This is a genomic window from Aeromonas sp. MR16 (assembly GCF_022549315.1).
Lineage (GTDB): Bacteria > Pseudomonadota > Gammaproteobacteria > Enterobacterales > Aeromonadaceae > Aeromonas > Aeromonas aquatica.
In genome coordinates this window covers 147,935-169,369 of record NZ_JAKZFK010000001.1, presented here as the reverse complement: position 1 = coordinate 169,369, position 21,435 = coordinate 147,935, and the positions used below count along the sequence as shown (strand labels likewise).

Annotated in this window: 20 protein-coding genes; 13 read left to right on the top strand and 7 right to left on the bottom strand. The window is 62.3% G+C overall.

Annotation, left to right across the window (positions count from 1 at the left end):
- Positions 1-159 precede the first annotated feature (159 nt).
- Entirely contained in the window at positions 160-993 is an 834-nt protein-coding gene (locus MM194_RS00680) for a TIM barrel protein (RefSeq protein WP_033132470.1), read from the top strand.
- An 81-nt stretch (positions 994-1,074) separates the two neighbouring features.
- Here MM194_RS00680 and MM194_RS00675 read toward each other — a convergent pair whose 3' ends face one another.
- Complete coding sequence (locus MM194_RS00675; protein WP_081966263.1) at positions 1,075-1,407, bottom strand: SemiSWEET transporter; 333 nt, start codon at positions 1,405-1,407, stop codon at positions 1,075-1,077.
- A 243-nt stretch (positions 1,408-1,650) separates the two neighbouring features.
- Between MM194_RS00675 and kduI the strand changes: the two genes are divergently transcribed.
- The 3 genes from kduI (at position 1,651) to MM194_RS00660 (ending at position 3,922) form a co-directional block, all read left to right on the top strand.
- Positions 1,651-2,487: a 5-dehydro-4-deoxy-D-glucuronate isomerase gene (gene kduI / locus MM194_RS00670; RefSeq protein ID WP_033132469.1), complete on the top strand. Its 837-nt coding sequence runs from the start codon at positions 1,651-1,653 to the stop codon at positions 2,485-2,487.
- 85 nt (positions 2,488-2,572) lie between these two features.
- Entirely contained in the window at positions 2,573-3,334 is a 762-nt protein-coding gene (kduD, locus tag MM194_RS00665; protein WP_033132468.1) for a 2-dehydro-3-deoxy-D-gluconate 5-dehydrogenase KduD, read from the top strand.
- A 66-nt stretch (positions 3,335-3,400) separates the two neighbouring features.
- Positions 3,401-3,922, top strand: coding sequence for a YgjV family protein (locus tag MM194_RS00660; protein WP_033132467.1), 522 nt, complete (start codon positions 3,401-3,403; stop codon positions 3,920-3,922).
- 122 nt (positions 3,923-4,044) lie between these two features.
- On the opposite strand, the gene kdgR is transcribed toward MM194_RS00660, so the two are convergent.
- Positions 4,045-4,839 (bottom strand): DNA-binding transcriptional regulator KdgR, encoded by a 795-nt coding sequence (kdgR, locus tag MM194_RS00655; protein WP_033132466.1) that lies wholly within the window; start codon positions 4,837-4,839, stop codon positions 4,045-4,047.
- A gap of 314 nt (positions 4,840-5,153) precedes the next feature.
- Between kdgR and MM194_RS00650 the strand changes: the two genes are divergently transcribed.
- Together MM194_RS00650 and MM194_RS00645 are read left to right on the top strand one after the other, a co-directional pair.
- Positions 5,154-6,089, top strand: a complete 936-nt coding sequence (locus MM194_RS00650) for a sugar kinase (protein WP_241342318.1) — start codon at positions 5,154-5,156, stop codon at positions 6,087-6,089.
- A gap of 8 nt (positions 6,090-6,097) precedes the next feature.
- Positions 6,098-6,718 carry a bifunctional 4-hydroxy-2-oxoglutarate aldolase/2-dehydro-3-deoxy-phosphogluconate aldolase gene (locus MM194_RS00645; RefSeq protein WP_241342317.1) on the top strand — a complete coding sequence of 207 codons (621 nt, stop codon included), beginning with the start codon at positions 6,098-6,100 and terminating at the stop codon, positions 6,716-6,718.
- Positions 6,719-6,940: 222 nt separating this feature from the next.
- Here the strand turns inward: MM194_RS00645 and MM194_RS00640 are convergent, their stop codons facing one another.
- Entirely contained in the window at positions 6,941-7,831 is an 891-nt protein-coding gene (locus MM194_RS00640; protein ID WP_241342316.1) for a LysR family transcriptional regulator, read from the bottom strand.
- A 116-nt stretch (positions 7,832-7,947) separates the two neighbouring features.
- Here MM194_RS00640 and MM194_RS00635 point away from each other — a divergent pair, with 116 nt between their 5' ends.
- Genes MM194_RS00635 through MM194_RS00625 form a run of 3 tightly spaced genes read left to right on the top strand, consistent with a single transcriptional unit; the run spans position 7,948 to position 10,757 of the window.
- A complete protein-coding gene (locus MM194_RS00635) occupies positions 7,948-9,099 on the top strand; it encodes a methionine aminotransferase (protein ID WP_241342315.1) in 1,152 nt (383 codons plus the stop codon).
- A gap of 8 nt (positions 9,100-9,107) precedes the next feature.
- Positions 9,108-9,941: a carbon-nitrogen hydrolase family protein gene (locus MM194_RS00630; RefSeq protein ID WP_241342314.1), complete on the top strand. Its 834-nt coding sequence runs from the start codon at positions 9,108-9,110 to the stop codon at positions 9,939-9,941.
- Positions 9,942-9,986: 45 nt separating this feature from the next.
- Complete coding sequence (locus tag MM194_RS00625) at positions 9,987-10,757, top strand: ABC transporter substrate-binding protein (RefSeq protein ID WP_241342313.1); 771 nt, start codon at positions 9,987-9,989, stop codon at positions 10,755-10,757.
- A 130-nt stretch (positions 10,758-10,887) separates the two neighbouring features.
- Here MM194_RS00625 and MM194_RS00620 read toward each other — a convergent pair whose 3' ends face one another.
- The 3 genes from MM194_RS00620 to MM194_RS00610 form a co-directional block, all read right to left on the bottom strand.
- Positions 10,888-11,604 carry a virulence factor gene (locus tag MM194_RS00620; RefSeq protein WP_241342312.1) on the bottom strand — a complete coding sequence of 239 codons (717 nt, stop codon included), beginning with the start codon at positions 11,602-11,604 and terminating at the stop codon, positions 10,888-10,890.
- Positions 11,605-11,613: 9 nt separating this feature from the next.
- A complete protein-coding gene (gene mprF / locus MM194_RS00615) occupies positions 11,614-14,169 on the bottom strand; it encodes a bifunctional lysylphosphatidylglycerol flippase/synthetase MprF (protein WP_241342311.1) in 2,556 nt (851 codons plus the stop codon).
- Between the two features lie 306 nt (positions 14,170-14,475).
- The gene (locus MM194_RS00610) at positions 14,476-15,201 is read right to left on the bottom strand and encodes an FAD-dependent oxidoreductase (RefSeq protein ID WP_241342310.1); all 726 of its coding nucleotides are present in this window, start codon (positions 15,199-15,201) and stop codon (positions 14,476-14,478) included.
- Positions 15,202-15,496: 295 nt separating this feature from the next.
- Between MM194_RS00610 and MM194_RS00605 the strand changes: the two genes are divergently transcribed.
- The 4 genes from MM194_RS00605 to MM194_RS00590 all read left to right on the top strand — a co-directional run bounded on the left by MM194_RS00605 (position 15,497) and on the right by MM194_RS00590 (position 19,531).
- Positions 15,497-16,213 (top strand): metallophosphoesterase, encoded by a 717-nt coding sequence (locus tag MM194_RS00605; RefSeq protein ID WP_241342309.1) that lies wholly within the window; start codon positions 15,497-15,499, stop codon positions 16,211-16,213.
- Between the two features lie 182 nt (positions 16,214-16,395).
- Positions 16,396-17,298, top strand: a complete 903-nt coding sequence (locus MM194_RS00600; protein ID WP_241342308.1) for a nuclease-related domain-containing protein — start codon at positions 16,396-16,398, stop codon at positions 17,296-17,298.
- A 150-nt stretch (positions 17,299-17,448) separates the two neighbouring features.
- Positions 17,449-18,876 carry an exodeoxyribonuclease I gene (gene sbcB / locus MM194_RS00595; protein WP_241342307.1) on the top strand — a complete coding sequence of 476 codons (1,428 nt, stop codon included), beginning with the start codon at positions 17,449-17,451 and terminating at the stop codon, positions 18,874-18,876.
- Between the two features lie 148 nt (positions 18,877-19,024).
- Positions 19,025-19,531: a hypothetical protein gene (locus MM194_RS00590; protein ID WP_033130292.1), complete on the top strand. Its 507-nt coding sequence runs from the start codon at positions 19,025-19,027 to the stop codon at positions 19,529-19,531.
- A gap of 84 nt (positions 19,532-19,615) precedes the next feature.
- Here MM194_RS00590 and MM194_RS00585 read toward each other — a convergent pair whose 3' ends face one another.
- Positions 19,616-21,331: a glycoside hydrolase family 36 protein gene (locus MM194_RS00585; protein WP_241342306.1), complete on the bottom strand. Its 1,716-nt coding sequence runs from the start codon at positions 21,329-21,331 to the stop codon at positions 19,616-19,618.
- Between the last annotated feature and the right edge of the window lie 104 nt (positions 21,332-21,435).

Below are 21,435 nucleotides of genomic sequence, written 5' to 3'. Positions count from 1 at the left end.
ATGGCCGCTTGCGTCAGAAGGATACACAGATCTTTTGAACCCCGGTCCCGGTGGCTTGACCTCGTGGCAGGGGTGAACAATGACGTTCTATTCCAGGCAGTGAGAGGCCGCCGACAGTGCGGTTGCCATTCGCTTCTCCTGGCTCCCCAAGGAGTATTTATGCACACATTGAAGATAGGTGCCCGCGCTCATGACTTCAGGGGGCAAACCCCGGAAGAACTGGTGGTGCAAGCCCGTGAGGCGGGTATCGACGGCCTGCAACTGGCTATCCACAAGAGCTGGCCAGAGGCCTATCAGGCCCGCGATCTCGACACTCTGGCCGCCCATATCCAGCATCTCCAGCAGGCTGGCCTGCCCATCTTCCTGCTGGCCAGCTACTTCAATCCCGTTCATTCGAACGCCGCTTTTCTGGCTTGTGAGCTGGAGCGGGCTCGCTTCAACATTGACTTGGGAACGCGTTGTGGCATCAGGCTGATCGGCAGTGAAACCGGCTCTCTGAACGATGATGAGTGGACCTTCCACCCGGACAACCACAGCCTTGCCGCCTTCAACAAGGCGGAACAGACATTGGCGCAGCTCAAGCCCGATCTGGAGCAAGCGAGTCGCGACTTTCTGGTGGAAGCCGTGCGGGATCACGTCATCCACGATGCCGATAGCCTGGCGCGACTCAACCATCGGCTGGGAGATCGTTTCTCGGTCACCCTCGACCTTGCCAACCTGCTGGATGCCGACAATGCCGCCGACTGGCGCACCCTCCTCAAGGGCTTTTTGCACACCCACGGCGAGCGGATACAGTTGTTCCATTTCAAGAACTTCATCTTGCGAGGGCGTGACAAGGTATCGGTGGGCCTGGACAAGGGCCTGATCGATTATGCGGAGGTATTGGCCATGCTGGACAGCTTCAAACTGAGTCATATCCCGATCATCGTCGAGGAGCTGACGGGTGACGAGCTGCAGGAGAGTGTGGCCTATTTACGTGAGCTGAGTCGCTGAGTCGCAAATCAGCTCGAAAGCCTGAAAAAAGAAGCGGCGCCCGAGGCGCCGCTGATGGGGAAAGAGGAAACCTTCCCCGGCTCAGACCCGCTCATTGCGCCATTTCAGCAACATCACGGCACTGGCCAGCAGCAGGGTGATGCCATTGGCCATGATCAGGGGCGTGTCGCCCGACTTCAGACCATAGGTCAGCCACAGCGCCAATCCACTGATGAATACCAGGTACATCTTGGTGGAAATAGCCTTGGTTTCCCGCGTCTTGAGGATATCGAACACCTGCAGCGAGAAGGATCCCGTGGTCAGAAATGCCGCACAGAGCCCGAGAGAAGCGGTATCAAAGGCAAACAATACCAGGCTCAGCGTGGCCACGCCGGCCAGCAAGATCAGTCGATTGGAGGTAACACACGTCTTCATTTGTAAACCCGTTGTTGAGTGAGATTGGCAATAAACGTCCTGTGGCGCCTGAGCTCCCCGTCGGACAATAGCCACCAGGGACAAGCGACGGCGAACCACCCTGGGCACACCGTGATGCATATTTTAATCTCACAAAAACAAAAATACAAAACGCTGTTTTGATTTTTATTTTTCTTTGATAGGATTGTTTCCATTACAGACAACGCGCCTGCCAACACGTGCGGACGCTCATTGAGGTTAACCATGCAAATTCGTCAAAGCATTCACAGCGATCATGCCAAACAGCTGGACACTCAGGGCCTGCGCCGTGAATTCCTGGTGGAAGAGATCTTCTGTGCCGATCGGCTGACCATGACCTACAGCCACATCGACCGCATCGTGTTCGGTGGCATCATGCCGGTGCGCGGCACCCTCGGTTTTTCGGATGCGCTGGGCAAGACTTTCGGTGTCAGCTACTTCCTCGAGCGCCGCGAGCTCGGTCTCATCAACATCGGCGGCCCCGGTGTGGTGATGATCGATGGCACCCCCTTCGAGATCGGCAACGCCGAGGCGCTCTATGTGGGACAAGGTGCCCGTGAGCTGAGCTTCGCCAGCATCGATGCCTCGCAACCCGCCAAGTTCTACTACAACAGCGCCCCGGCCCACGTGAGCTTCCCGACCCGCAAGGTCACCCAGGCGCAGGCGTCTCCGAGCACCCTCGGCGATGCCGCCACCAGCAACCGCCGCACCATCTACAAGTACCTGGTGCCGGACGTGCTGCCGACCTGCCAGCTGGTGATGGGCATGACCCAACTGGAGGAAGGCAGCCTGTGGAACACCATGCCCTGCCACACCCACGAGCGTCGCATGGAGGTCTACTTCTACTTCAACATGAAAGACGATGCCGCCGTGTTCCACATGATGGGCAAGCCGGACGAGACCCGTCATCTGCTGGTTCACAACGAGCAAGCCGTCATCTCCCCGAGTTGGTCTATCCACGCCGGTGTCGGTACCCAGGCCTACACCTTCATCTGGGGCATGGTCGGTGAGAACCAGGTGTTCGGCGACATGGATCATGTGGCCGTCAAGGATCTGCGCTAATTCCCATTCTGTGCCGGGCAGTCTGCACTGCCCGTATTTTCCCCCATTTACATCTGCCACTTCGGGTGGCAGCAGAGGAAACAAGATGATTCTCAACGCATTCGACTTGAAGGGTAAGGTTGCCATCGTGACCGGTTGTGACACCGGCCTGGGCCAAGGCATGGCACTGGGTCTGGCCGAAGCCGGCTGTGACATCGTGGGCATCAACATCGTCGAGCCCACAGAGACCATCGCCAAAGTTGAAGCGCTCGGTCGCCAATTCCTGAGCCTCAAGGCCGATGTCAGCAAGGTGGATACCCTGCCCGCCCTGGTGGATCAGGCGGTCTCCCAGTTCGGTCGCGTCGATGTCCTGGTCAACAACGCTGGCATCATCCGCCGCGACGATGCCATCAACTTCAGTGAGAAAGACTGGGACGATGTGATGAACATCAACATCAAGAGTGTCTTCTTCATGTCCCAGGCGGTCGCCAAACAGTTCATCGCCCAGGGCCAGGGCGGCAAGATAGTCAACATCGCCTCCATGCTCTCCTATCAGGGCGGGATCCGGGTGCCCTCTTATACCGCCTCCAAGAGTGCCGTCATGGGGATCACCCGTCTGCTGGCCAACGAATGGGCCAGCCAGGGCATCAATGTCAACGCCATCGCCCCCGGTTACATGGCCACCAACAACACCACTGCCCTGCGCGCCGATGAAGATCGCAACGCCGCCATCCTGGAGCGGATCCCGGCCGGTCGCTGGGGCGTGCCGGATGACATGATGGGCCCAGTGGTGTTCCTGGCCTCCGCCGCTTCCGACTACATCAACGGCTACACCATCGCCGTCGACGGTGGTTGGCTGGCCCGCTAACAGCTCCTCCCATAAGAAAGGCGCCATCAGGCGCCTTTTATCATTTATCGTCACGGAAACCGCCTCATGCTGCTCGATGCCCCCTGGTTAGCCCAACTGCTTGGCCTGCTGGCCTGCGCCATCGGTGTCACCGCCTTCCTGCAACGCCAGGACGGGAAGCTGCGACTGCACCTGACCCTCAACGGCGTGCTAATGGCCCTGCATTTCATGCTGCTTGGCGCCACGGCCGCCGCCATCAACTGCCTGCTCTGTGCGGTGAGGACCTGGGTCTCCGGTTACTATCGCGGCCTGGGGGTGATGCTGTTTTTCCTGGGGATGGCCTGGCTGCTGGTCATGCCGCAGGTGGCGCACCCGATCCAGGTGCTGACCCTGATCGGGACCACCCTGAGCACCTATGCCCTGTTTCGGCTGGAAGGTCTTGCGCTGCGCCTGTGCATGCTGAGCAGCACCCTCTGCTGGCTGACGCACAACCTCTGGGCGGGGTCGATGGGGGGGATCTTGCTGGAAGGCAGTTTTTTGATCGTCAACGGCCGCACCATCTTGACCCTGCATCGGGCGCGAGGTGCAGCAGCGCGACAATTAAGCTAAATCAGCAATAAAAAAGCCGGTGGCATTGCCGTCATCAAACAGCGTGCTCACCGGCCTCAGGCCATATATTGTGCTGATAAATCAGCCGATATGACTATGAACTACCACAAAACCTGGAAGCCTCAGCGCGGGGTAAAAGGGTAGTCGTGAAAACCAAGCCCGGCCGAGATGCGAGCCGCGGCCTGATGCAACAAGCCCACCAGCTCACCCTTGTTCTCTTCACTGAAGCGCACCAGGGGCAGCGACAGGGAGAGCCCCGCGATGATGCGCCCCATCCGGCTGTAGATGGGCACGGCGAAGCAGCGCAGGCCCGGCTCCATCTCTTCATTGTCTTCGGCATAACCTTGCTCACGCACCTGCACCAGTTCAGCCAGCACTTCATCGACATTGCTCAGGGTGTGCTCGGTGAAGCGCTCGAACGTCACCTTGGCCAGCATGCTGCGCACTTCCTCTTCCGGCAACCAGGCCATCATCACCTTGCCAAGCCCGGTACTGTAGAGAGGGCGGCGACGACCAATGCGCGAATACATCCGCAGGTTGTACTCGGAGTCAATCTTGTGCAGATAGACGATGCTGTCTTCGTCGAGCGCCCCCAGATGCAGGGTCTCCTTGGTCAGCTTGCCCAGCTGGTACATCTCGACATCCGCTATCTGGATCAGATCCTGATGCTCCAGCGCCTTGCCACCGAGTTCGAACAACTTCAGACTCAGGGTGTATTTGTCGGTTTCCCCCTCCTGGTTGACGTAGCCCAGCGTCTTCATCGTCTGCAGGAAGCGATAGACGGTGCTCTTGGACATCATGATCCGCTGGGACAACTCGGTCACGCCGATCTCTTTCTGCTCGCCCAGCGCCTGCAGGATGCCGAAAACTTTCAGGACCGATGAAACGGAATCTGGCGAGGTATCTACCACTGACATAGGGTTCTCCTTATAAGCTCCATCGTTTTAGTGTATTTGAAACGCAAGCCCAATCATAGCCATGGGTGCGTTTCAGGGATGGGACAACACCATCGCCCTCGTCTATTGCAGATGGGGTCACAGACCAGGCTGACCGACTCCACTCCCCTTGCAACCGAGCGGCACGGCTGCCCATGCAGTGCCCCCTGGCATCAAGAACATACGGCCAGACCCATCAACGGGTCGCATCACATATTTATGAAATAATGTTTCATTTTATTTGATGATGATAAATCATTAAATATAATGACGGTGTCATCAACACGGGAGGGCATATGCCGACCAAGATTGCCATCATTGGCGAGTGCATGATCGAACTATCCGAGAGCAAGGCGGGCATAGTGCGTCATTTTGGAGGAGACACCCTCAACACCGCCATCTACCTGACGCGTACCAACCCCGAGCTGGCCGTCTCCTATGTCACTGCCCTCGGCACCGACACCATGAGCGACGCCATGCTGACCCAGTGGCAGCAGGAAGGGGTACACATCGAGCTGGTACAGCGTCTCGAGCACAAACTGCCCGGCCTCTATCTCATCGAAACCGACGAGCAGGGGGAGCGTACCTTCCACTATTGGCGCAACGATGCGGCGGCCCGCTACTGGTTGCAGGGAGAGGACGCCGGGTCTATCTGCCAGCAGTTGCAGCGCTTTGACTGGCTCTACTTGAGCGGCATCAGCCTCGCCATCCTCCCCCCCGCCGATCGGGCCAACCTGCTGCAGCAACTGGCCTTGTGTCGGGTCAAGGGGGTGAAGATCGCCTTTGACAACAACTTCCGACCAGGGCTGTGGGAAAGCAAAGAGGCTGCACAACAGATCTATAGCGCCATGCTGGCCCTGACCGACATCGCCTTCCTGACCCTGGACGACGAATTTGCCTTGTGGGGAGACACTCAGGTTGAACAGACGCTGACACGTACCCGAGCACTCGGCGTCGCTGAAATCGTCCTCAAGCGCGGGGCCGAGCCCTGCCTCATCGTACAGAGCGATAAGCGTGACGAAATACCGGCCGTGCAACTGGCGAAGGATCAGGTGATCGACACCACGGCAGCCGGCGACTCCTTCAGTGCCGGGTACCTCGCCAAGCGACTGGCCAAGGCCTCGACAAGCGAGGCGGCCCGCTATGCCCACCAGCTGGCCAGCACCGTCATTCAGCATCGCGGGGCCATCATTCCTCACCTGGCGATGCCAGCAACTACCCCTACCCTGTGAGACATTCCATGTCAGCATTGCTTGAAAAACTGTCGACCCTGAAGATCATCCCCGTCATCGCCATCAAGAACGCAGATGACGCCGTGGCCCTGGGCCGTGCCCTGATGGACAACGGCATGCCGAGCGCGGAGATCACCTTCCGTACCCCTGCCGCCGCCGATGCCATTCGTCAGATGCGCGCCGCCTTCCCCGAGATGATCATCGGGGCCGGCACAGTGCTCACCACGGCCCAGGTGGATCAAGCCATCGACGCCGGTGTGGACTTCATCGTGAGCCCCGGCCTCAACCCGCGCATCGTCCAGTATTGCCAGGCGCGCGGTGTGCTGATGATCCCCGGGGTCAACAACCCCAGCCTGGTCGAGCAGGCGATGGAGCTGGGCCTTCGCACCCTCAAATTCTTCCCGGCCGAGCCCTCCGGCGGCCTGCCCATGCTCAAGGCCATGAGCGCCGTCTACCCGGTCCGCTTCATGCCGACCGGCGGCGTCAGCCCGAGCAATGTGATGGACTATCTCGCCCAAGGCTCGGTGTTCGCCTGTGGCGGCACCTGGATGGTGCCGGGCGATCTCATCGATCGGCAGGAGTGGGACAAGATAGGCGCCCTGGTGCGCGAGGCCATGGCCGCCCTCTGATAATGCAACGGGCCCGATCCTGGTCGGGCCCGTCATCATCACCTCGTGACCTCTTTTACCCTCCGGGCTCAACCATATTCCCCGCTTCAACCATCCCCTCGCTACCGGCTAACAGGGATAGGCGATACCCTATCTTGCCTGATGGCCCCAAACGGATTAATCAACGCCTCACCTATCGATAATCTGATGCAGCGTGGTCCCTGCCAGCAGTAAAGAGAGGGATCAGGGATGTGGAGGGCTGTCCTGCAACCAGTGGCAGACCCGGGCCACACCGGGGCGCTGGCTGTCGGGACGGGCGAGCAGGGCATACTCATGCTCCGTGCTGAGCACGGGGGCAAAGGGTGCTACCAGCAAGCCGCTGCCGAGCTCCTCCGCCACTATGGTGGGATCCCCGAGGGAGAGACCAAAGCCCTGCAAGGCCGCATTCATCGCCAGGTCCAGGGTATCGAACAGCTGACCGCCCTGAGGCTGCCAGGAGGTATCGAGGAAGGCGGCAAACCAGTTGCGCCAGTCCCGCCGATCCGCGCTGGCATGGAGCAGCGGCAACTGGGGCAGCTCCTCGAGGGAGCGCTCGAACAGCCGATGCCTGGCCGCGAAGGCGGGGGCGCAGATGGGGGTCAAGCGCTCCCGAAACAGCGGCCGACTGCCGGGGTATCTGGCCTGGGTGGATTGATAGACGATGGCGAGATCGAAGGGCTCACGGGAAAAATCGATGCCGTGGCTGTGGCTGCCACGCACTTCGACCGCCTCTGCGTCGAATTCTTGCAACCGTCGCAGCAACCAGCGACTGGCGCAGGAGGGCACCTTGATGCTGATGGCCTGCTCATGGGCCAGGCTTTGCAGGGCGCTGACCCCCTCCCCCATGCGAGCCAGTCCCTCCCCGATGAAGGGCAGCAGCCGCTCGGCGGCCGGGGTCAGGCTCAGGCAGCGGGTGCCGCGCACGAACAGCAGATGGCCGAGCCGCTCCTCCAGCTGGGCTATCTGCTTGCTCACCGCCCCCTGACTTACGCACAGCTCGTCGGCCGCCAGGGTGAAACTCAGATGGCGGGCGGCACACTCGAACACCTGCAGGCCGTAGAGGGGCAAGTGGCTACGGGGCTGGCTGGTCAACATTCAACGCTCCATGCTTGAGAAAAACTCATGCATAACATGCCGAATAATCCGTTGTCCGGCAAGGGCCCGCGAGGCTAAAAAGGGACATCTTTCACACACACATCGGTGATGGCGCCATGTCCTCCCCCCGCATTCTCAGCAAACTGCCCCAGGTGGGCACCACCATCTTCAGCGTCATCGGGGATCTGGCCGACCGCCATCCCAGCATCAACCTCTCCCAGGGAGCCCCGAGTTTCCCCTGCGATCCCGAGCTCATCCGGGTCACCCATGAGGCCATGCTGACCGGCGAAAACCAGTATGCCCCCATGACGGGGCTGCCCGCCCTGCGCGAACAGCTGGCGACCAAGATAGCCACCAGCTACGGCCATCATTACGATGTCGGCGAGGAGATCACCATCACCGCCAGCGCCAGCGAGGCCCTGTTTTGCGCCATCACGGCCCTGGTGCACCCCGGGGACGAGGTGATCATGTTCGAGCCGGCGTTTGACAGCTATCGCCCCATGATCCAGCTGCAAGGGGCCACCCCTGTGGTGATCGCCCTCAAGGCACCGAGCTTTGCCATCCCCTGGGACGAGGTGGCGGCCCGCATCACGCCCCGCACCCGCATGATAGTGCTCAACACCCCCCACAACCCGACCGGCACCGTCTGGCAGGCAGGGGATCAGGAGCGCCTCGCCCGCCTGGTGCGTGGCACCGACATCGTCATCCTCTCGGACGAGGTGTACGAGCACGTGGTGTTCGATGGCGCCCTGCACCAGAGCGTCATCCGCTATCCGGAGCTGGTGGAGCGTTCCGTCGCCGTCTTCTCCTTCGGCAAGACCTTCCACGTCACCGGCTGGCGGGTGGGCTACTGCGTGGCGCCCCGCCCCCTGATGGAGGAGATCCGCAAGGTGCACCAGTTTGCCATGTTCGCCGCCGACACCCCCATGCAGTACGGCTTCGCCCACCTGTTGCAGCAACCGGCCCACTATCAGGGGCTGGCGGCCTTCTACCAGCGCAAGCGCGACTTGCTGGTCTCGGCCCTGGCGGACTCCCGCTTTACCCTGCTCCCCTCGGCGGGCAGCTTCTTTATGCTGGCGAGCTACGAGCAGATCTGCGACGAGCCGGACAGCCTGTTCGTGCAGCGGCTCATCCGCGACCACGGGGTCGCCACCATACCCGTCTCCGCCTTCTATCACGACGGCACGGATCAGCGGGTCATCCGCCTCTCCTTCTCCAAGGATGACGACACCCTGCTGGCGGGCGCCGAGCGCCTGTGCGGCGTCTAGGAGGCACCATGGATTCAATGCGCGTTGCCGTCCTGCAGATGGTGTCCGGGGACCAGCTTGACCACAACCTGGCCCAGGCCGAGGGGCTGCTGCGCCAGGCCGCGGCCGAAGGGGTCGAGTTTGCCTTGCTGCCGGAGTATTTCTACCTGATGCCCGAGGATGAGCAGGCGCGGGTCGCCCTGGCGGCCCCCGTGGAAGCGCATCCCCTGCTGGCATGGGCGCAAGGGCTGGCCCGGGAGCTCGGGCTCTGGATCCTGGCGGGCACATTGCCGCTCGCAAGCGAAGAGCCCGGCAAGATGCACAACAGCAGCCTGCTCATCGATCCCCAAGGGCAACTCGCCAGCCGTTATGACAAGTTGCACCTGTTCGGCTTTTGCAACGGGCAGGAGCAGTATGACGAGGCCGCGACCATGAGCCCGGGCCGGCAGGTGGTGAGCCATCCCCTGCCCTGGGGCCTGCTGCGTTTGGGGATCTGTTACGACTTGCGCTTCCCCGAGCTGTTTCGACTCGATCCCGCTCCCGACTTCATCGCCCTGCCCGCCGCCTTCACCCATACCACGGGCTTGGCCCATTGGGAGCTGCTGCTGCGGGCCCGGGCGGTGGAGAACCTGGCCTTCGTGCTGGCCTCCGCCCAGGGGGGTCATCATCCGGGGGGGCGCCACACCTTCGGCCACAGCATGATCATCGACCCCTGGGGCCGAGTGCTGGCCCGGGTGGAAGAGGGTCAGGGCATGGCCATCGCCACCCTGGATCTGGCGGCCCAGCGCAGGGTGCGCAGCCAGTTGCCGGCCCTCAACCATCGCAAGATACCCGTCGGCACCGCAAGCCGACACAACGCATGACCATCGGCATGACGCCACAGACACCACAACTGCAAGGGACTGACCATGAAACTCAACACCGCCATGATGCTGGTGGCCCTGGCCACCGCCGGCCAGGCCGCCGCCAAACCCCTGGTGATCGCCACCGATGCCACCTACCCCCCCTTCGAGATGGTCGATAGCAGCGGCAAGCTCGGCGGCTTCGAGGTCGATCTGGCCTACGCCCTGTGCGCGGCCATGAAGACCGAATGCGAGGTGATCAACCAGCCCTGGGATGCCCTGCTGCCGGGCCTGCAGGTGCGCAAGTACGACGCCATCATGTCCTCCATGAACATCACCGACGAGCGGCGCCAGAAGGTGGACTTCAGCCAGGTCTATTACATGATGCAGAACCGCTTCGTGGGCCGCAGCGACAAGGCCGCCACCTTTGCCGACGACCAGGCGCACTTCAAGGGCAAGGTGATCGCGGTGCAGGAAGGGACCCCTCAGGACAACTTCATCACCGCCCGCTACGGTGACGTGGCCAAGATCAAGCGCTACGTCAACGCCCAGTCCCCCATGCTGGATCTGCAGTCCGGCCGCGCCGATTACACCTTCGGCAACATGGTGCAGCTGAAGGTCGGCTTCCTCGACAAGGAGATGGGCAAGCAGTTCGCCTTCGTCGGCCCCCAGTTCAACGGCACTCAGGACAAGACCCTGGGTGAAGGGGTGGCGGTGGCGCTGCGCAAGAACGACGCCAAACTCAAGGGTCAATTCGATGCCGCTATCGACAGCGTCAAGGCCGATGGCACCTTCGATCAACTGCTCAAGAAGTATCAGCTGGAAGACCTGCTCTAAGGCCGATTGACTCGCTATCAGACGACGTATCACAGAATAAAACAACGCCAGTCAATTGACTGGCGTTGTTTTATTCTGATTACAGCTGAATGGCCCGCCCAGTCAGCCTCCCCTGGCGGTCCAGGCTGGCTCAGTGATCCGGCTCATCCCCCGCCCAGGGCAACCGATCGGCGATGCTTTGGTACAGCACCCCGTAGTCGTCGTCGAAGTGGTGGGATCCCGGCAGGGTCACCACGGTGACGTTCGGCTGCTGCAGGTGCGGACAGAGCTTCACCGGGGAGTCGTCGTCCGCCCCCTGCACGCAGAGCAGCGGCAGGCTCTTGATGGCCTTGACCTCCGGCAGGGTGGGATAGCTGCCCGCCTTGCCGTGCACCACCATGTCGCTGACGTGGATCTCGAAGTCCGACGCGGTCGAGGGGGAGAGCATCACGGCGCCCACCAGGCTATTGCGATAGGCCTGTGGCAGGCGATTGATGACGAAGGGGACTATCTCGGCACCGAAGGAGAAGCCCACCAGCAGCCAGCGCTGGCGCCCCCAGCGGGACTGGTAATCCGATAAGATCCGCACCAGATCGGCGCTCGCCTGCTCAGGCGTCTTCTTCTTCCAGTAGTAGCTGAGGGAACTCCAGCCCACCACCGGCATGCCGTGGCGCTGCAGCTCGGCGCTGAGCCCCTTGTCCAGCGCGGCCCAGCCGCCATCCCCGCTCATAAACACCACCATGGGGGCAGACGAGGCTTGCGCCACCGGCAACTCCACCAGCCCCAGATCCGCCTTCACCCCGCTGGATGAGGGAGCGGCGAACAGCGGAAACGCAAGACATACCAGCAACAACAGCAAGGCTCTCATGGCCAACTCCTATTTCTTCATTAGCCCGAACGGGCCGCGGCTTATCAGGGAGATCAACTGGGTCAGGGTCTTGGGCAACGCCAGCCGACTGGTGCAGAGCAGATAGCGAGGCTCCCAACGCGGGGAGAACTTCTCCTTGTAGCGCCGCAAGCCCTGGAAGTTGTAGAAGCGGCTGCCCCGGGTGAACAGGGTGTTGCCGAGCCGGGCCCAGTAACCGCCGAGGGGGTGATCGTTGAAACCGGACATGGGCGCCATGCCGAGATTGAAGCTCTCATACCCCTCTGCCTTGCCCCACAACAGCAGCTCGACGAACAGGAAGTCCATGATGGGCGCCGCCCCCGTGTCCATGCTGTAGCGCATCAGATCGATGGAGAGGCTCTCCCTGTTGTCGCTGACCCAGAGGTTGGCAAAGCCGACCACCTGCCCGCCGTGCCGCACCAGGGCCGCCGGGCTCAGGGTCAGGTAATCCGGCTCGAAACTGCCCACCGAGAAGCCCTTCTCCTTGCCCTGCTTGCTCTGCAGCCAGGTGTCGGAGATGGTCTTCAACTCGGGCAGCAGGGCGGCCACCTGGCCGGCCTCCACCACCTCGAACGACAACCCTTCCCGCTTGCCCTTGGCATGGCTCTGGCGCAGGTTGCGCAAGCGACTGCCGGCGAGATCGAAGTCGCGCAGGTCGACGATGGCCTCCTCGCCGAGCTTGAACGGGATGAGGCCGAGATCCAGATAGAGCGGCAGATAGCGGGCCGACACCTGATAGAACACCGGGTTGACGTCGTGCTCATCGCACAGCTCGCGAAACTGCCAGAGCAACTCCTCGACGAGGGCGGCCTGGCCGATGGGATCCCCCATCACTATCCAGCAGTTTCCCTCGACCCCGTACATCAGAAACGCCTCGCCGGCGGGATGAAACAGCAGGGACTTGTCGCCCAGTTGGGCCAGATAACCGTGGCCTCCCCCTTCCCGCAACACCAGCGCCTGCGCCCGGGCCAACTCCTCCTTGCTCGGCTTGTTGCCAAAGACCCGCAAGGGGGCCAGCAACTGCGCCACCCCGACCACCGCCAGCACGGCGACCACACTCCCCATGGCCCGCAGGCCACGAGACGCAGCCCCGGGACCGTGGGGCGAGAAATGGAGCCAGAGCCCGTGTTCGTATTCCACATGGCGATAGGAGAACAGCAGCAGCCACAGGGCCCCCAGCAGCACGGCCCCCACCGACATCAGCCAGGCCGGGGTGAACTGAGCGTGCAGCAGGGAGCCCTTGCGATAGAACAGCGAGCGGCAGGGGCTGATGATCAGCAAGAAGCCGCCCAGCAGCAGGGCAGATTCCCAGTCAAATCCCTTGAACAGGGAGAAGAGGATACCGAGCGCCAGCAACCACTGGGTGATCCGGAAGGCCCCGTCGTGGCGGCGGTAGAGACTGTGCGCCAGCAGGATCAGCAGCACACCGCTGACGCTGCCGAGCACGTGGGACAGCTCCAGCAGATGCAGCGGCAGCACCTGTAAAAACGTCTCTATCCGCTCCCGCATGGTCGGGATCATGCCGGAGCAGAGCAGCAAGCTGCCGGCCGCGAAGGTTCCCATGCTGATCAGGGCCGGCACGAACTCCCGGCTGGCGATCATGATCCCCTGCAGCCGGTGCCAGCGCGCGCGCTGCTGCAGCGCCTCCTGGCCGGTAAACAGCAGCAGGGCGCAGAGGAAGGGCAACAGATAATAGACGCAGCGATAGAGCAGCAGGGCCGCCAGCAGCTTGTCCACCGGCAGATACTGGGCCAGCAGCAGGCTCATGCTCGCCTCGAACACCCCTATCCCGCCCGGCACATGGGCCAGCACCCCGAGCAGGCTGGAGAGCACGAAGGCGCTGAGCAACACCGAATAGGGCACGCTCTCTGTCGGCAACAGCACAAAGAGCACGGCGGCGGCGGCCATCCAGTCGAACAGGGCGATCAGCAGTTGCAGCAGCCGCAGCTTGAAAGACGGCAGGATCAGCTCGTGTCCACGCCAGGCGATCACCGGTTTGGGCCAGAGCAGATAGCCCAACACCGCCAGCAGCGCCAGGGCGCCTGTCACCTGCAACGACCAGCCGGCCCAGTCCGGCCAGCCGGGCAGCAGGCTGGTGGCCTGCCCCAGCAACAGGGCGCCGCCGCCCCACCCCAGCAGGCCGAGGAAGAAGGTGATGGAGCAGAACAGGATGACGCGGGCCACCTCCCCCGTGCCGAGGCCGAGGGCAGAGTAAAGGCGATAGCGCACCGAGGAGCCGGTCAGCAGCGCAAACCCCAGGGTATTGGAGAAGGTGTAGGCGATGAAGGAGGTCACCCCGACCTGCTGCCAGGGCAGCGGCTTGCCTATAATGCGCACCGCCAGCAGATCATAACAACAGAGGCAGGCGTAGCTGAGCAGGGTCAGCAGCAGGGCGCCCCCCAGCTGTGGCAGCGGCTGGGACCAGACAGCCAGCCGGATGTCGTGCCAATGCCAGAGGTGAGTCAAACGATAGAGCACGGTCAATGCCGCCCCCAGCAGCAGCAAGCTGCACAGAGGGCCAATCCAGATCAACAGCTGACGCCGCATAAGCTTCCTGTCGCGAGAAGAGATGATGGAGACACCCTGTTGAGACTACTGGCAAAATCAGTCCAGGGTGAAAAAAATACAATCCAAATGAGAACGCACCTTGGCAGACCACTCCGCCGCCCGCCATAGAGGGCGGCCGGGCCCCGAACAAGGCTGACGATTCAGCCTGCCGGCCTCGCTCAAGCCCCCTATGATTCATCAGCGCCTCCCCTGGCCGCCATGCTTCTTCTGTAACCTTTTGTACGAACAGATAAAAGGGTGCCCGGCAGACCAGGCTGCCGGGCACCCTTTTGTCGCAGCCAGCTATCAGTAGCCGTAGAAGGATTCGCTGTGCAGATCCTCCTCGTCCAATCCGGTCGCCTTCAGCGTCTCGCTGATGGCCTCGACCATGGGGGGCGGACCGGACACATAGCAGACCGGCTTGGTCAGCCCACTGATGGCCTGCCACAACCAGGCGCCGTCGAGCCTGTGGGTCTCCCCCTGCCAGGGCTGCGCCGAGTGCGCCATGTCCGTCATGGTCGCCAGCAGGCGAAATCTCGGGTTCTGTTGCTCGAGCCGCTGCAACTCATCCAGGAAGGCAGCATCTTCGGGACGCCGGTTGCTGTAGATCAGCAGCAGATCCTGGGGCGTCTGTTGCGCCGCCGCGTGCCTCAGCATGCTCATGAAGGGAGTGATCCCTATGCCACCGGCGATGAGCACCCCGGCGCGATCCAGGCTCTTGTGCAGGGTGAGCGAGCCGAAGGGGCCGTTGATTTGCAGCTCTGTGCCCAGGGGAAGAGCCCCGAGCGCGCGCTTGAAGGGACTGTCCCGCATGCGGGTGGCGACCACCAGCCCATCCTCATGGGGAGCCGTGACGATGGAGAAGGTGTGGCGGGCATCGGGAGATCTGGGGTTCTCATGATGCCCTGGCAGGGTGAGATTCAGGGCCTGACCCGGTTTGTGGTCAAACCCGGCTGGCTTTTCGAGGTGAAAAGCCAGGGTGCCTTCGGCAAGTGGCTGGCGGGCGATCAGACGAACCCTGTATTCGGCCATGATGGGACTCCCTTGTGTGGTACCGCTTGTGTGGTACAGCGTGTGAAGCAGATGGCGGTGTTTCATTAGGATGGGATAGCACACCGAAATATTCCCGGAAAATCGACGGCGATAAGGCGCGACGGGGCCGCCCTCGCCGAGAGACGCAGGACAGGTGCAAGCAGCCCTCTACCCCGGCGAGGCGGGTCGTGCCATGCTGCACTTATCCACAGTCCAACCGTCAGTACCGGCCACGGGGTATCAGGCACGGACGGCGCCAGGCAACCAGACAAAGAGTGCAGAAAGGAGTGCAGAGATGAGCGAGGGAGCATTGATCAGCCGTTTCCCCCTCAACGAGCGGGGGCGCGATCTGGCCGTCGGCGACATCCACGGCTACTTCGCGCTGCTGCAACGGGCGTTGGATAGAGCCGGCTTTGATCCGGCCCGGGATCGCCTCTTCTCCGTCGGCGATCTGACCGATCGCGGGCCCGAGTGCGCAGAGGCCCTCGACTGGCTGGATCAGCCCTGGTTCCACCCGGTCTGCGGCAATCACGACGACTACGTCTGCCGCCACCAGAGCTGCGATCGGGAGAACTGGATCCAGAACGGGGGCAGCTGGTTTCAGTGCCTGAGCCGGGCCGAGCAAGACAGCTTTGCCGCCCGTTATCGCATGCTGCCGATCGCCATCGAGGTGGCCACCCCGGCCGGCCCCGTCGGGCTGCTCCACGCCGACTGCCCCTTCCCCTCCTGGCAAACGCTGCTGGACAGGCTGGACGGCGGAGTCACCGGCGGCCAGCTGCGGGCCATCAAAAACATCTGCCTCTGGTCACGCCGCCGCATCGAGCTGATGGATGAGAGCGGCATCGAGGATCTGGTCGCCCTGATAGTGGGCCACACCCCGCTGAGCGCCCCGGCCCGCCTCGGCAATGTGTTCTACATCGACACCGGCGGCTGGTATCCCCACGCAGGGGGCTTCTTTACCCTGCTCGATCTGCACAGCCTGACACCGGTAAGCCTATCTCCCTCCCCCTAAGCAGAGCTCCTCAAGACTAGGCGTGGTGCCCTATATGGTTCCCACAGCCATATGAGTTACCTGCCGACCCTCACGACCACTATCCTTTCTCTGCAACCCTCTGTTCGAGCGAGAAAAAGGGACCGCCGCACAGGGATTAATCTTCAATTATCCCGCTCTATATCACGATGCAAGGAGATGGAATGGAACTCCCCTCTGTGGTCACATCGACGCTGGCCGTCGTCCTGCTCTTTTTTGGCCCCTTCTTCCTACTGATTGGTGCCATGGTGCCCATCATGAAAAGGTACAAGCGGTCTCACGCCAGCCCGCTGACCAGGGATCTGCTCAGACCGGCGGGCCATAGCCTGCAGGAGCAGATCGATGACAAGAAGATTGAGCTGTTCGGCACCATGGTAGTGACACCATTGATGCTGTTGATGTTTGCCCTGATGCCGCTGTTGCAAAACAGCCTGGATGACACTCGGATATCGACGAACCAGCTAGTAATGTTCGGCGTAATGGCGGCTGGCACTCTCAGCTATTTCTCCTACCGCATCTATAAAATCGTCAGACATCTTCAACATCTGACACTCGGTTATGCCTGCGAGCTCGCAGTCGGTCAGGAACTCGAATATCTGGTCAGGCCAAAGGATCACCCCTATCGGGTCTATCACGATATTCCGTTCGATGGCTTCAACATCGATCATCTGATCATCTCCCCCAACGGCGTCTTCGTGGTCGAAACCAAGGGGCGTTCCAAACCCATCAATGACGGCACCAAGCAGTTCAAGGTCAGGGTGGAGAACAATGCGCTTCACTTCCCGAACCATGTGGAAACCGAGCCACTGGAGCAGGTCAGACGCAATGTCACCTCGGTGCGTAACTGGCTCAATAGCGCCACGGGCACCGATGTGCCTGTGGGCGGTATCCTGGTGCTGCCTGGTTGGTACATAGAGTTATGTCAGAAGGCCACGGCCCCCTATGTCGTGAGCGCGGCGGCACTACCCAAGGTGTTGCCACAGTTGCGCGTCGGCATGCTGGAACTGGCACATATCCAGGCCATTGCTCATCAGGTAGAGCAAAAAGTGAGGGATATCGCCAAGTAGCATATTGGCCGCCTGCCGATTAAACCGGCAGGCGGGACGCCCGTGCTTCGATCTGCCGGCGCTATGGTTTACCATGCTGACAACTGCGGTGCATGGCACCGCCCACCCAGGCGCCATGGCGCCGCCATCGGACACCTCACCTCGAGCAACATGAGCAAAACAGCACAGCCCGGCAGCGAGCCCACTTTCTACTTCCACGACTACGAGACCTTCGGGATAAGCCCCGCGAAAGACAGGCCGGCGCAGTTCGCCGGCATTCGCACCGACGGGGATTTCAACATCATCGGCGAGCCGCTGGTCATCTATTGCAAGCCGCCGGCGGACTATCTGCCCGAGCCCGAGGCCTGCCTCATCACCGGCATCACGCCACAGAAGGCGATGAAGGACGGACTGTGCGAGGCGGACTTCATCCGTCAGATCCACGAACAGTTTGCAACCCCCAATACCTGCGTGCTGGGCTACAACAGCATCCGCTTCGATGACGAGGTGACCCGCTACACCCTGTATCGCAACTTCTACGACCCCTATGCCTACAGCTGGCAGAATGGCAACTCTCGCTGGGACATCCTCGACATGCTGCGGGCCTGCTATGCCCTGCGCCCGGAGGGGATAGAGTGGGCCTTCGATGAAGAGGGCAAGCCGAGTTTTCGGCTCGAAAAATTGACGGTGGCCAACGGCGTGGCCCACGCCAACGCCCACGATGCGCTGTCGGACGTGTTGGCCACCATAGAGCTGGCCAAGCTGGTGAAGCAAGCCCAGCCCAAACTGTTTGACTACCTGTTTGCCCTGCGCAACAAGAACAAGGTCAAGGCGCTGATCGACGTGGTGACCATGAAGCCGCTGACCCACGTCTCGGGGATGTTCTCCCCCTGGCAGGGCTGCGTGAGCTGGGTGTCACCGCTGGCCTGGCACCCGACCAACCAGAACGCGGTGATCATGGTGGACCTCACCCGGGATCCGACCCCCCTCATCGAGCTCACCAGCGACGAGATCCGCGAGCGGCTCTACACCAAAAAGGACGAGCTGGGGGAGCTGGCCGCTATTCCGGTCAAGCTGGTGCACATCAACAAGTGCCCGGTGCTGGCCCCCGCCGCCACCCTGACCGTGGAGCGGGCGGACGAGCTCGGTGTCGACCGGGAGCAGTGCCGCAAGAGCCTGAACCTGCTGCGGGCCCACCCCGAGGTGCGTGAAAAGCTGGTGGAGGTGTTCAACCAGGAGTTCGCCGGCAAGAGCGATCCGGATCCCGACACCCAGCTCTACGCCGGTTTCTTCGGTCACGGCGACAAGGCCAGCATGGATCTGGTGCGCGCCACCCCGGCGGATCTGCTGGGGGAGCGGGAATTTGCCTTCAGCGACCCGCGCCTGCCCGAGATGCTGTTTCGTTATCGCGCCCGCAACTGGCCACACACCTTAAGCGAAGCCGAGCAGAAGCGCTGGCGTCTGCACTGCAGCGACTACTTCAGCCAGCGGCTGCCGGATTATGTCCCCCGCCTCGAGGCGCTGGCGGAGCAAAATCAGGGTAACGATCGGAACTTCGCCATCCTCAAGAGCCTCTATCGCTACCTCGAAGATCTCTGATATGTGAGTGATTTCACAGTTAAAGCCCTGTACGCGCCCCGCGCTCACGACATAATGAGCAGGGGAGCCAAGCTCCTGACAATTTAATTATTTGTATGCACTGACGGCATGGATGCCGTGTTATCGACTCTTGGGGATCTTACGTTTGATGCGTTCAGGACCAGCTGCTTTCACGCTTATCGCCTGTGCCCTGCTGCCAATGGCCGCCATGGCCGGGGCACGTTTCGAGGTGCCGGACTATCTGCTGCGCCTGCCGGAGCAGACCTATCGGCAGATCGAGAGCAACTTCAGCACCCTCTACCAGCAGACCGACTTCACCCCCCTGATCACCAACAGCTATTTCAACCACTCCGATCTCTACCGCTTCGCCGGGATCCCGCTCGCCATCACGGCGCAGAACGGTTTCCAGATGGAAGTGTTCGGCCAGCTCTACAACAAGTCGTCCCAGATCTACGCCCAGATGAGCGAGGATCTCTCCCTCTATCGCACCCTGCGGGTCGACATGATGGGAGATCAGAGCGATGAGGTCGCCATCGGCATGGGGCTGGGCATTCCCCTCGGCGACCGCCTGACCGTCAAGGCGCTGGCCTCCAGCAACGACATTCCGGGCTACGGCTCGTCCAACTACGCCGTCGGCGTGGAGTGGCACTTCTAAGCCAGGACGCCGTGGGCTGATTTTAACAGGCGACACCCTGTAAAAAGGCTCCCGAGGGAGCCTTTTTATCTGCTTTAACGGAAGTTAACGGTAGCTAAGCACCCTGCCTTGCCCACCTTGCAGCACAACCTGCTGCCCTACAGGACGCTCATGCCAGAAGTCCAGGGCTCCTGCCGGCACCTCCACCGTCTTCTCTTCGGTGTCCCAGTTGAACAGGCACAGCAGCTCGCCCCCCTCCGGCAGCGTCACCCGACCACGGCTGAAATTCATGTCATCGAAGCGGGCCGCCGGCGCGCGCGCCTCGCACAGGGTCAGCAGCTTGTGCAGTTGCCCCTCCTGGCCCTCGTCCAGATCCCGCAGCCGGTCCCCCGCCAGCACCATGCCGCCGCTCGCCACCAGGGCGGCGAGGTGGAACTGGTAGTCGTGCTCGCCGGCACTCTGGTTTGGCAGGTCTCGCAGGCAGACGCAGTCGGGATCCAGCGCCCAGAGCCGATCGTTCTGCCAGGCGCGGCAGAAGGCCTCCCGGGCTATCTGGCGAAAACGCGGGCCATGGCGCTCCACGTCGTCGCTCACCCGCATGCCGTGCACCAGCCCCAGGCTCGGCCAGATGGGGGCGTTGCAGCCGAGCAGGAAGGCGCCCTCCCCGGCCCCGCGCAGCACCGCCGCCATGCCGCGTCTATAGGCCTCGACTCTGGTGGCGGACGGATCGCAGAAGTGGCCGCCGTGGATGGCCCCCCAGAAGTTTGCATCCAGCTTGAAGTAGTGGATGCCCCACTGCTCGCGCAGGGTCCGGAACACCCGCTCGAGGTGGGCCTGCACCTCGGGGTGGGTGCCGTCCAGCACATACCAGGGGGTGCAGCGCCAGCCGCCGTAGGTGACCCGCTCCGAGGGCAGCGGCAGGCCGTCATCCCCCTTCACGAACCAGTCGAGGTGATCCTGAAACACCCGAGAGCCCGGCTCGGCGATAAAGGGGGCGACCCAGAGTGCCGGCTCGCAACCCGCCGCCCGGATCTCGGCCGCGAGCGGCGCGACCCCCTGCTCGAACTTGGCGGAGGGAGTGAGCCAGTCCCCCATCCTGGCCTGGTAGCCGTCGTCGATCTGCACATAGCGCAGGGCCGGGAAGCGCGCCGCCCGCACCGCCAGGTTCTCGCGAATGTCGGCGGCGCTCACGTCCGCATAGTAGTGATACCAGGAGCACCAGCCACTCGGGCGCGCGGCCACGTCCGCCACCAGCGAAGGATGTTCGGCCTCGATGTAGTCCGCCAGCTCCCTGAGCAGGGCCTCTCTGTCCGGCCCTTCCAGACAGAGCAGGGCTTCGCTCTGCCAATGTTCGCCCGGCAGCAGTTGCCGTCCCTCGCCGTTCATCAGGATCTGCAGCCGGCCACTCGGATAGAGCCGAAACTCGCCGCCGAAGCGCTGGCAGCTCGCAAATGCCAGCAGCAGCCAGCCCGTGTCCTGCGCTACCAGCAGCAGGTTGTGGACGGTGTGATAGCCCAAGTCCGCCGTGATGCGGTAGACGCTCGCATCCGGGCAGCGGCCGACCGGAGCCGGAGCCTGCCAGGTGCCCATGGTCTGGGCCAGCATCTGGAACCCCTCGCCGTAGATGGCCGCCTCGGGGGAGATACCCAGCTCGCCGTCAAACAGCAGCCAGTCGCGCACGGGCTCAGGGGTGGCGCCGGTGTTGTCGAGCCGCACCCGGCACAGGGGGCCGTCCCACTCAGGGGTCTGCAACAGCTGGGGAGGCAGGGCGAGATCGGCAGGCAGTTGGCGCAGCCGGGACAAGAGAGAGGGGGAGGACATGGGATCTCCTTCTTATGAATAGGAATGACTCTGGTCGCCATTGTATAGCCTGTGGGCCAGTTGACCCTGTTCTGTGCCCCCTGCGCTCTGCTAAACTGCGACCT

Bases quoted from the DNA above. Each gene is read 5' to 3' on its own strand.
- MM194_RS00680 (WP_033132470.1), top strand. From the start codon at position 160: ATGCACACATTGAAGATAGGTGCCCGCGCTCATGACTTCAGGGGGCAA.
- MM194_RS00675 (WP_081966263.1), bottom strand. From the start codon at position 1,407: ATGAAGACGTGTGTTACCTCCAATCGACTGATCTTGCTGGCCGGCGTG.
- kduI (WP_033132469.1), top strand. From the start codon at position 1,651: ATGCAAATTCGTCAAAGCATTCACAGCGATCATGCCAAACAGCTGGAC.
- kduD (WP_033132468.1), top strand. From the start codon at position 2,573: ATGATTCTCAACGCATTCGACTTGAAGGGTAAGGTTGCCATCGTGACC.
- MM194_RS00660 (WP_033132467.1), top strand. From the start codon at position 3,401: ATGCTGCTCGATGCCCCCTGGTTAGCCCAACTGCTTGGCCTGCTGGCC.
- kdgR (WP_033132466.1), bottom strand. From the start codon at position 4,839: ATGTCAGTGGTAGATACCTCGCCAGATTCCGTTTCATCGGTCCTGAAA.
- MM194_RS00650 (WP_241342318.1), top strand. From the start codon at position 5,154: ATGCCGACCAAGATTGCCATCATTGGCGAGTGCATGATCGAACTATCC.
- MM194_RS00645 (WP_241342317.1), top strand. From the start codon at position 6,098: ATGTCAGCATTGCTTGAAAAACTGTCGACCCTGAAGATCATCCCCGTC.
- MM194_RS00640 (WP_241342316.1), bottom strand. From the start codon at position 7,831: ATGTTGACCAGCCAGCCCCGTAGCCACTTGCCCCTCTACGGCCTGCAG.
- MM194_RS00635 (WP_241342315.1), top strand. From the start codon at position 7,948: ATGTCCTCCCCCCGCATTCTCAGCAAACTGCCCCAGGTGGGCACCACC.
- MM194_RS00630 (WP_241342314.1), top strand. From the start codon at position 9,108: ATGGATTCAATGCGCGTTGCCGTCCTGCAGATGGTGTCCGGGGACCAG.
- MM194_RS00625 (WP_241342313.1), top strand. From the start codon at position 9,987: ATGAAACTCAACACCGCCATGATGCTGGTGGCCCTGGCCACCGCCGGC.
- MM194_RS00620 (WP_241342312.1), bottom strand. From the start codon at position 11,604: ATGAGAGCCTTGCTGTTGTTGCTGGTATGTCTTGCGTTTCCGCTGTTC.
- mprF (WP_241342311.1), bottom strand. From the start codon at position 14,169: ATGCGGCGTCAGCTGTTGATCTGGATTGGCCCTCTGTGCAGCTTGCTG.
- MM194_RS00610 (WP_241342310.1), bottom strand. From the start codon at position 15,201: ATGGCCGAATACAGGGTTCGTCTGATCGCCCGCCAGCCACTTGCCGAA.
- MM194_RS00605 (WP_241342309.1), top strand. From the start codon at position 15,497: ATGAGCGAGGGAGCATTGATCAGCCGTTTCCCCCTCAACGAGCGGGGG.
- MM194_RS00600 (WP_241342308.1), top strand. From the start codon at position 16,396: ATGGAACTCCCCTCTGTGGTCACATCGACGCTGGCCGTCGTCCTGCTC.
- sbcB (WP_241342307.1), top strand. From the start codon at position 17,449: ATGAGCAAAACAGCACAGCCCGGCAGCGAGCCCACTTTCTACTTCCAC.
- MM194_RS00590 (WP_033130292.1), top strand. From the start codon at position 19,025: ATGCGTTCAGGACCAGCTGCTTTCACGCTTATCGCCTGTGCCCTGCTG.
- MM194_RS00585 (WP_241342306.1), bottom strand. From the start codon at position 21,331: ATGTCCTCCCCCTCTCTCTTGTCCCGGCTGCGCCAACTGCCTGCCGAT.